The sequence below is a fragment of the Roseateles sp. GW835-FHT13E02 genome (assembly GCF_058794035.1).
Map to the genome: position 1 here is coordinate 348,648 of NZ_JBXAGJ010000002.1, position 6,832 is coordinate 355,479.

Here is a 6,832-nt window from a genome sequence, read left to right on the forward strand (position 1 = left end):
ATCAAGCCGGATCGGCCGCGGCGCTGGCCCGGGGCTTGCGCCGCAGCAAACGCCCGCACATCAGGATCAGATCATCCACATAGCTGAACACCACCGGAATCACCAGCAGGCTCAGGAAGGTGGAGGTGATCAAGCCGCCGATCACGACGATGGCCATGGGGGCGCGGAAGCTCGGGTCCACGCCCAGGCCCAGGGCGATGGGCAGCATGCCCGCGCCCATGGCGATGGTGGTCATGATGATGGGGCGGGCGCGCTTGTGGCAGGCGTCGAGGATGGCCTCGAAACGCGGCATGCCATGGTCGCGCCGGGCGATCACCACATAGTCCACCAGCAGGATGGAGTTCTTGGTGGCAATCCCCATCAGCATGATCAGGCCGATCATGGACGGCATGGACAGCGCCGTGTGCGTGACGTACAGCGCCAGGAAGGCCCCCGGGATCGACAGCACCAGCGCCGCCAGAATCGTCACCGGCTGCACAAAGTCCTTGAACAGCAGCACCAGCACCACATAGATGCAAAGCACGCCGGTCAGCATGGCCAGGCCGAAGCTGGCGAACAGCTCACCCATGGCCTCGGCATCGCCGACCGAAGTCTGCATCACGCCCGGCGGCAGGTTCTTGAGGCTGGGCAGGGCCAGGGCCTTCTGCTCGGCCTCGCCCAGGGGCACGCCGTTCAACTCGATCTCGAAGTTGATGTTGCGCATGCGGTCATAACGGTCGATCTGGGCGGGTCCGCTGGCGATCTCCAGCGTGGCCACATTGCCCAGGGGCACCGACCCATGCTTGCCGGGCACCGGCAGGCGCGCGAGCAAGGCCAGGTCGGTGCGGGCCTCGGCCGGCAGCTTGACGACGATGGGCACCTGGCGCTGGGCCAGGTTGAGCTTGGCCAGAGCCTGGTCGTAGTCACCGGCGGTGGCGACCCGCAAGGTGTCGGCGATCGCCTCGGCGCTCACGCCCTGGTCAGCCGCGCGAGCGAAGTCGGGCCGCACGATCAGCTCGGGTCGCACCAGGCTGGAGGTCGAGTTGACCGCGCCGATGCCCGGGATGCTGCGCAGCTCGCGCTCGACCAACTGGGCATGCTCACCCAGCACCCGGCCGTCTTCGCCGGCCAGCACCAGCACATACTTCTCGGCCGAGCCGCCAAAGCCGACCTTGATGCGGGCACCGGGCAGCACCTCCAACGCCTGGCGCAGCTGGGCCTCGATGTCCTGCTTGCTGACGCCAGGGCGCTGCTTGCGCGGCGTCATATTGAGGGTCAGCGTGGCCTTGCGCACCTCGGCCACACCACCGCCGGCGAAGGGGTCGCTGCCGGCACTGCCGCCGCCGATGGCGGTGTAGATCAGCTTGACCTGCTTGTTGGCGGCCACGATCTGCCGTGCCTGCTCGGCCATGCGCGTGGTCTGGGCCAGGGTGCTGCCGGGCGGCAGGGTCACGGTGACCTGGGTCTGGCTCAGGTCATCGGGCGGCAGGAAGCCGGTGGGCAAGAGGCTCACCAGGAACAGCGAGGCTCCGGTGAACACCGCCGTCACGCCCAGCGTGATCAGACGGTGGCGCAGACACCAGGCCGCCCAGCGGGTGTAGGTGGCCAGCCAGCGCGGCTCGGCATGGGCCTTCTGCAGCGGCTTGAGGATGTAGGCCGCCATCATGGGCGTGAGCATGCGCGCCACCACCAGGGAGGCAAACACCGCGATCGCCGCCGTCCAGCCGAACTGCACGAAGAACTTACCGGCAATGCCGCTCATGAAGGCGGTGGGCAGGAAGACCGCGATCAAGGTGAAGGTGGTGGCGATCACGGCCAGGCCGATCTCATCGGCTGCTTCCATGGCCGCCTGGTAAGGCGTTTTGCCCATGGCCAGGTGGCGCATGATGTTCTCGATCTCAACGATGGCATCGTCCACCAGGATCCCCACCACCAGGGACAGGGACAGCAGCGTCACCGTGTTGACCGTGAAGCCCAGCCAGTACATCACGGCGAAGGCCGGGATCACCGACAGCGGCAAGGCCGTGGCCGCCACCAGGGTGGCACGCCAGTCGCGCAGGAAGAACCAGACCACGACGATGGCCAGCAGCGCGCCCTCGTAGAGCAGCACCATGGAGCCGTCGTAGTTCTCCTGCACCGGCTCCACAAAATTGAAAGCCTCGGCAAACTGGATCTCGGGGTGGGCGGCGCGCAGCTCTTCCACCGCCTTGGCCACACCGGCCGCCACCTCAACTTCACCAGCCCCGCGGGTGCGGGTGATCTCGAAGCCCACCACCGGCCGACCGTCAAGCTGGGCCGCCGAGCGGCGCTCGGCCACCGTGTCCTGCACCGTGGCCAGCTGGTCCAGGCGCACACGCCGGCCATCGCTGAGCGTGATGTCCATGGCCGCCAGCTCCTGGGCCGTCTGCACGGTGGCCAGGGTGCGCACCGACTGCTCGATGCCACCGATGTCGCTGCGACCACCCGAGGCCTCTTGCTGGATCTGGCGCAGCTGACGCGAGACTTCGCTGGCCGTGGCGTTCAGGGCCAGCAGGCGGGCCGGGTCCAGCTCGATGCGCACCTCACGGCTGACGCCGCCGACGCGCGAGACCGCTCCGACGCCGCGCACCGCCAGCATGCGCTTGGCCACCTGGTTGTCGACAAACCAGGACAGGGCCTCGTCGTCCATGCGCTCGGCCGCCACGGTGTAGACCAGGATGGGCGTGCCGCTGAGCTCCATCTTGGAAATCACCGGGTCGCGCAGATCGGCCGGCAGGTCGGAGCGCACGCGCGAGACCGCATCGCGCACATCGTCCACCGCCTGCTGGGTCGGTTTCTCGAGCCGGAACTCGGTGCTGACCATGACCACGCCGTCCTGGATCGTGGTGTAGATGTGCTTGACGTCCTGCAACGTGGCCAGCTGGTTCTCCAGCTTGCGCGCCACCTGCGATTCCAGCTGGGCCGGCGAGGCACCGGGCAGACTGGCCGTCACGGTGACGGTGGGCAGGTCGATGTCGGGGAAATTCTGGATCTTCATCCAGCGGAAGCCCAGCAGACCGGCCAGGGTCAGCATGATGAACAGCAGAATGGCCGGAATCGGGTTGCGTATGGACGCGGAAGAAACGTTCAACATGATGGTGAGAGTCCTGATCCTGTGGAGGCGGGCTTAGGGCTTGGCAGCGGGAGCCGAGGCAGCCACCACACGCACGCTGTCGCCATCGCTGAGGAAGCTGACCCCGCTCTGCACCACGGCCGCACCCGGCTCCAGGCCGCCGAGCAGCTCGACCCGATCGCCGTTGCGGCGACCGGTGCTGACCTTGATCTGCTGGACCTTCTGATCCTTGCCGACGCGGAAGACATAGCTGTTGCCATCCCGCAGCTGCACGGCGGACTGCGGCAGGCTCAGCGCCTGGCCCCGACCGAGCTGGATCTCGCCACGTGCAAAGCTGCCGGCGCGCAGCAGGGCCGCGCCGGGGCCGCTCAGGTCCACATAGACCAGGCCCATGCGGGTTTGCGCATCGACCGTGGGCGCCACCACCCGCACCTTGCCCGGGACCTTGCTGCCATCAGCGGCCGCCAGCTGCACCGGCAGGCCGGGGCGCACCCGGGCCAGATCGGCGGCAGGCAGCTCGGCGCGCCATTCCAGGCGGCCCTGGCGGATCAGATGGAACAGCTCCTGACCCGGCTGCACCACCCCACCCACCGTGGCCAGGCGGGCCGAGATGATGCCTTCATCGGGCGCGGTGATGCGGGTCTGGGCCAGGCGCAGCTCGTCGCTGGCCACCCTAGCCTGGGCGGAGTCAAGCCGGGCCTTGGCCGTCTGCTCGGCGGTCAGGTACTGGGCCAGCTGCTGGGCACTCAAGGCACCGCTGCCTCCGGCCTGCAGCGCACGGGCGCGCTCGGCATCGCCCTGGGCGCTTTGCAGCAGGGCCTGGGCTTCGGCCGCGGCGGCGCGGCTCTGAGCCAGCTCGGCACGCACGGTGGCATCCGAGAGCTGGGCCAGCAGCTGGCCGCGCTTGACCCGGTCACCCACCTGCACCTTCACATCGGCCAGGCGCAGGCCGGCAATCTCGGCGCCGATGATGGCCTCCTGCCAGGCGGTGACGCTGCCGTGGGCGCTCAGCGTTTGCTCCCATTCAGCGCTGCTGGCCTGGGTCAGCTGCACGGTCAGGGCCGGGCGCGATTTGGTCGAGGGCGACGCGCTGGCCGAGGCATCTGCAGCCAGGGCCGGCATGGACTGCAACAGGTTCAGGCTCAGCAGCAAGCCCAGCACGGGGGCAACAGAAAAGGTCGAGATGGAGCGATTCATGGACAGTGGACTCGCGGGCAAAAATGAGGTGTGGTCGTTCTTGAGCTTCGGGCGCGCAGGCTTCATGCAGCATCCCCGGAGCTCTTCTTCAGGGCCGGCGAAGCGGCCTGGCCATCCCAACCGGCGCCGGTCGCTCGGCACAGGGCCACCCAGGCGCTCAGGCCCTCGCGTTGCAGCTGCACCAGAGCGGAATCGGCGCCCAGGCTCAGGCGCCGGGCGTCTTCCAGCTCGGCCGCGCTGGCCAGCCCAGCGCGCCAGCGCCGCTCGGTCGCCTGCAGGCTCTGGCGATAGCCGGCGGCTGCACGTTCAGCCAATGCTTCGCGAGCACGCGCGGCGTCCAGGCGCACCAGGCCTTCTTCGACTTCGCGCACGGCTTGCAGCACGCTTTGGCGGTGTCCGGCCAGGGCCTCGTCATAGCGCGCCAGCGCGCCTTGCGCCTGTGCCTTGCGCGCGCCGCCGTCGAACAGGGGCAGGCTCAGGCTGGGCCCGAAGGACCAGCCACGGCCTTCATCGCTGCTGCCAGCGATGCGCAAGTTCGCGAGCGAAATACTGCCGCTCAGCTGCAGCTGCGGATAACGCGCAGCTTCAGCGGCACCACGTTCAGCCCAGGCGGCCAGCACCTGCTGCTGGCTGGCCGCCAGATCGGGGCGGCGGGCCAGGGCCTCGGCCGGCACCGAAGCCACGGCCAGGCCCAGGCCTGCGATGGCCGGCAGCTGCGCGGCACCGGGCTGCAGAGCCTGACGCAAGGCCCCCTCCTCCATCGCCGTCAACGCCACCAGGCCCTTGACGGCCAGCTCGCACTCGGCCTGCTGGGCCAGGGCCAGATTGGCCGCATTGGCCGCCGCGGCTTGCAAGAGCGCCTCATTGGCGGACGATTCAAAACCGACGCGCAGGCGCTCGGCGGCAAAACGCGCCAGCTGCGCAGTGGCAGCGGCATCGGCCTGAGCGATCTGCGTCAGACGTTCGCAGCTGCGCAGGTTCAGGTAGGCCTGAGCCACTTCAGCGGCCAGGCTCAAGCGTGCGGCCTGCGCATCGAGCTCGCTGGCTTGGAGCCGCGCCTGCGCGGCCGAGGCCTGCTGGCGCACGCGAGCGAAGAGATCGATTTCCCAGCTGCTGTCCAGGCTCACGGAGGACAGGGTCTGGGTCGGGCTGCCGCTGGGCTGGGCAGGCCGGCTGCGCTGGGCCAAGCCGTTGGCGTTGAGCTGCGGCAGCTGGGCGCTGCCGGCCTGCTGCGACAGCGCCCGGGCCTGCTGCACGCGGGCCAGCACCTGCTGCAGGCTGGGGTTGGCGCTCTCGGCCTGGGCTTGCAGCTGCAAGAGCACGCTGTCGTTCAGCCGCTGCCAAACCACGGCCCCGGCTTCGGCAGCCAGGGCCGGGCCCTGCGGCGCATGCCAGCGGCTGGCCTCAGGCATCAGCTGCTTGGGCAGCTCGGGCGGCGGAGCCAGGCTGCTGCAGGCACTCAGGACCGCCAGCGCGGTCATTGACAGGGCCAGGCGCAAGCCGGGCATGACGGAGATCTCTTGTGCTCTCATCCTCACCTTCACGATCGTCATGTTTTGCGTACTTTTCGAGATGTCTGCGGATCCAGGTTTGCGGCAGATGCCTTGGCAGCCGCTTGACGCAGCGCCCGTTCGTGTTCGATCAACGCTTCGCCGTACCCCACCAGGCGGCCCAGCACCCGCTCATAAGCGCCGGGGCTGCGCACCATGCCCGGTACCATGGCCTCCATATGGTCCGCCGACATCCAGTAGTCCTGGGCCAGGGCAACCAAGCCGAAGGCCAGTTGGTGCAGCTCGGTGTCGATTTCCTGCGCGCCACATCGCAGCGCCAGCATCTGCACCAACTCGGTGTGGCGCGGCGCGATGTATTCGGCACAGATCTCCTGATACACCGCGCTGGGCTCGATCATTTCGCGCCCGCACAGACGGAGCAGGCTGGCCAAGGCCTCCTCGTCCAGTTGCAAGGGTTGCAGAAATGCGCCGTAAAAGCTTTCCAGCCACTCGCGCAAGGGAACACTGGCATCGGCCTCCGGGATACGGGCGATCACATCGGCCACGGGCCGCATCATCACCTCGCGATACAAACCCAGCTTGTCCCCGAAGTAATAGGCGATCAAGCCGATGTTCGCCCCGGCCGCCTGGGCGATCTCCCGCGTGCTGGCCTTGTCGAAGCCTTTGATCGCGAAAATCCGGCTGGCTTCGGTCAATAGCCTCTCCCGACGGCCGGGTCCTTCCTCGCTCTGATTCGCTTTGTTTGATTTGGACATGGCAGGCATGATAGTCAATTTAATCAATCGATTGATTAAACAATTCTGAATAGCCCCTGTGCACGAATGGAGAGGCGGCAGACGCCCAAACAGGTCATCGAATCAAGGTTGTGCTGCTGCAAACGGCACATTGCGGACTTCGGCTGTCTGGATCTTTCTCGCTGCGGTGTCTCGGCCCGCCGCCGGGCTCATGGTTCGCGGGTCGGCTCTACGAGCCGACTGCCCTCGCTGCTCACTGCGCGGCTCAGCGGCGCCAAACTCCCTCCGTTCGCTGCGCTCACTGTGGTCAAACAGTGGCG

The 6,832-nt window shown here is 67.9% G+C and carries 4 protein-coding genes; all 4 read right to left on the reverse strand.

Going from position 1 to position 6,832, the window contains the following annotated elements; translation table 11 throughout:
• Nucleotide 1: 1 nt before the first annotated feature.
• The gene (locus AC1Q6P_RS03410; RefSeq protein ID WP_492663035.1) at nt 2–3,091 is read right to left on the reverse strand and encodes an efflux RND transporter permease subunit; all 3,090 of its coding nucleotides are present in this window, start codon (nt 3,089–3,091) and stop codon (nt 2–4) included.
• 33 nt (nt 3,092–3,124) lie between these two features.
• A complete protein-coding gene (locus tag AC1Q6P_RS03415) occupies nt 3,125–4,267 on the reverse strand; it encodes an efflux RND transporter periplasmic adaptor subunit (RefSeq protein ID WP_171825572.1) in 1,143 nt (380 codons plus the stop codon).
• A 62-nt stretch (nt 4,268–4,329) separates the two neighbouring features.
• On the reverse strand, nt 4,330–5,775 hold the full coding sequence (locus AC1Q6P_RS03420) for an efflux transporter outer membrane subunit (RefSeq protein ID WP_492663036.1): 1,446 nt from the start codon (nt 5,773–5,775) through the stop codon (nt 4,330–4,332).
• A gap of 41 nt (nt 5,776–5,816) precedes the next feature.
• Nucleotides 5,817–6,533, reverse strand: a complete 717-nt coding sequence (locus AC1Q6P_RS03425) for a CerR family C-terminal domain-containing protein (protein WP_492663037.1) — start codon at nt 6,531–6,533, stop codon at nt 5,817–5,819.
• Nucleotides 6,534–6,832: the final 299 nt, after the last annotated feature.

What these genes read in the sequence shown, in the direction of transcription:
- AC1Q6P_RS03415 (WP_171825572.1), bottom strand. Translation starts at nt 4,267, where the DNA reads ATGAATCGCTCCATCTCGACCTTTTCTGTTGCCCCCGTGCTGGGCTTG.
- AC1Q6P_RS03420 (WP_492663036.1), bottom strand. Translation starts at nt 5,775, where the DNA reads ATGCCCGGCTTGCGCCTGGCCCTGTCAATGACCGCGCTGGCGGTCCTG.
- AC1Q6P_RS03425 (WP_492663037.1), bottom strand. Translation starts at nt 6,533, where the DNA reads ATGTCCAAATCAAACAAAGCGAATCAGAGCGAGGAAGGACCCGGCCGT.
- AC1Q6P_RS03410 (WP_492663035.1), bottom strand. Translation starts at nt 3,091, where the DNA reads ATGTTGAACGTTTCTTCCGCGTCCATACGCAACCCGATTCCGGCCATT.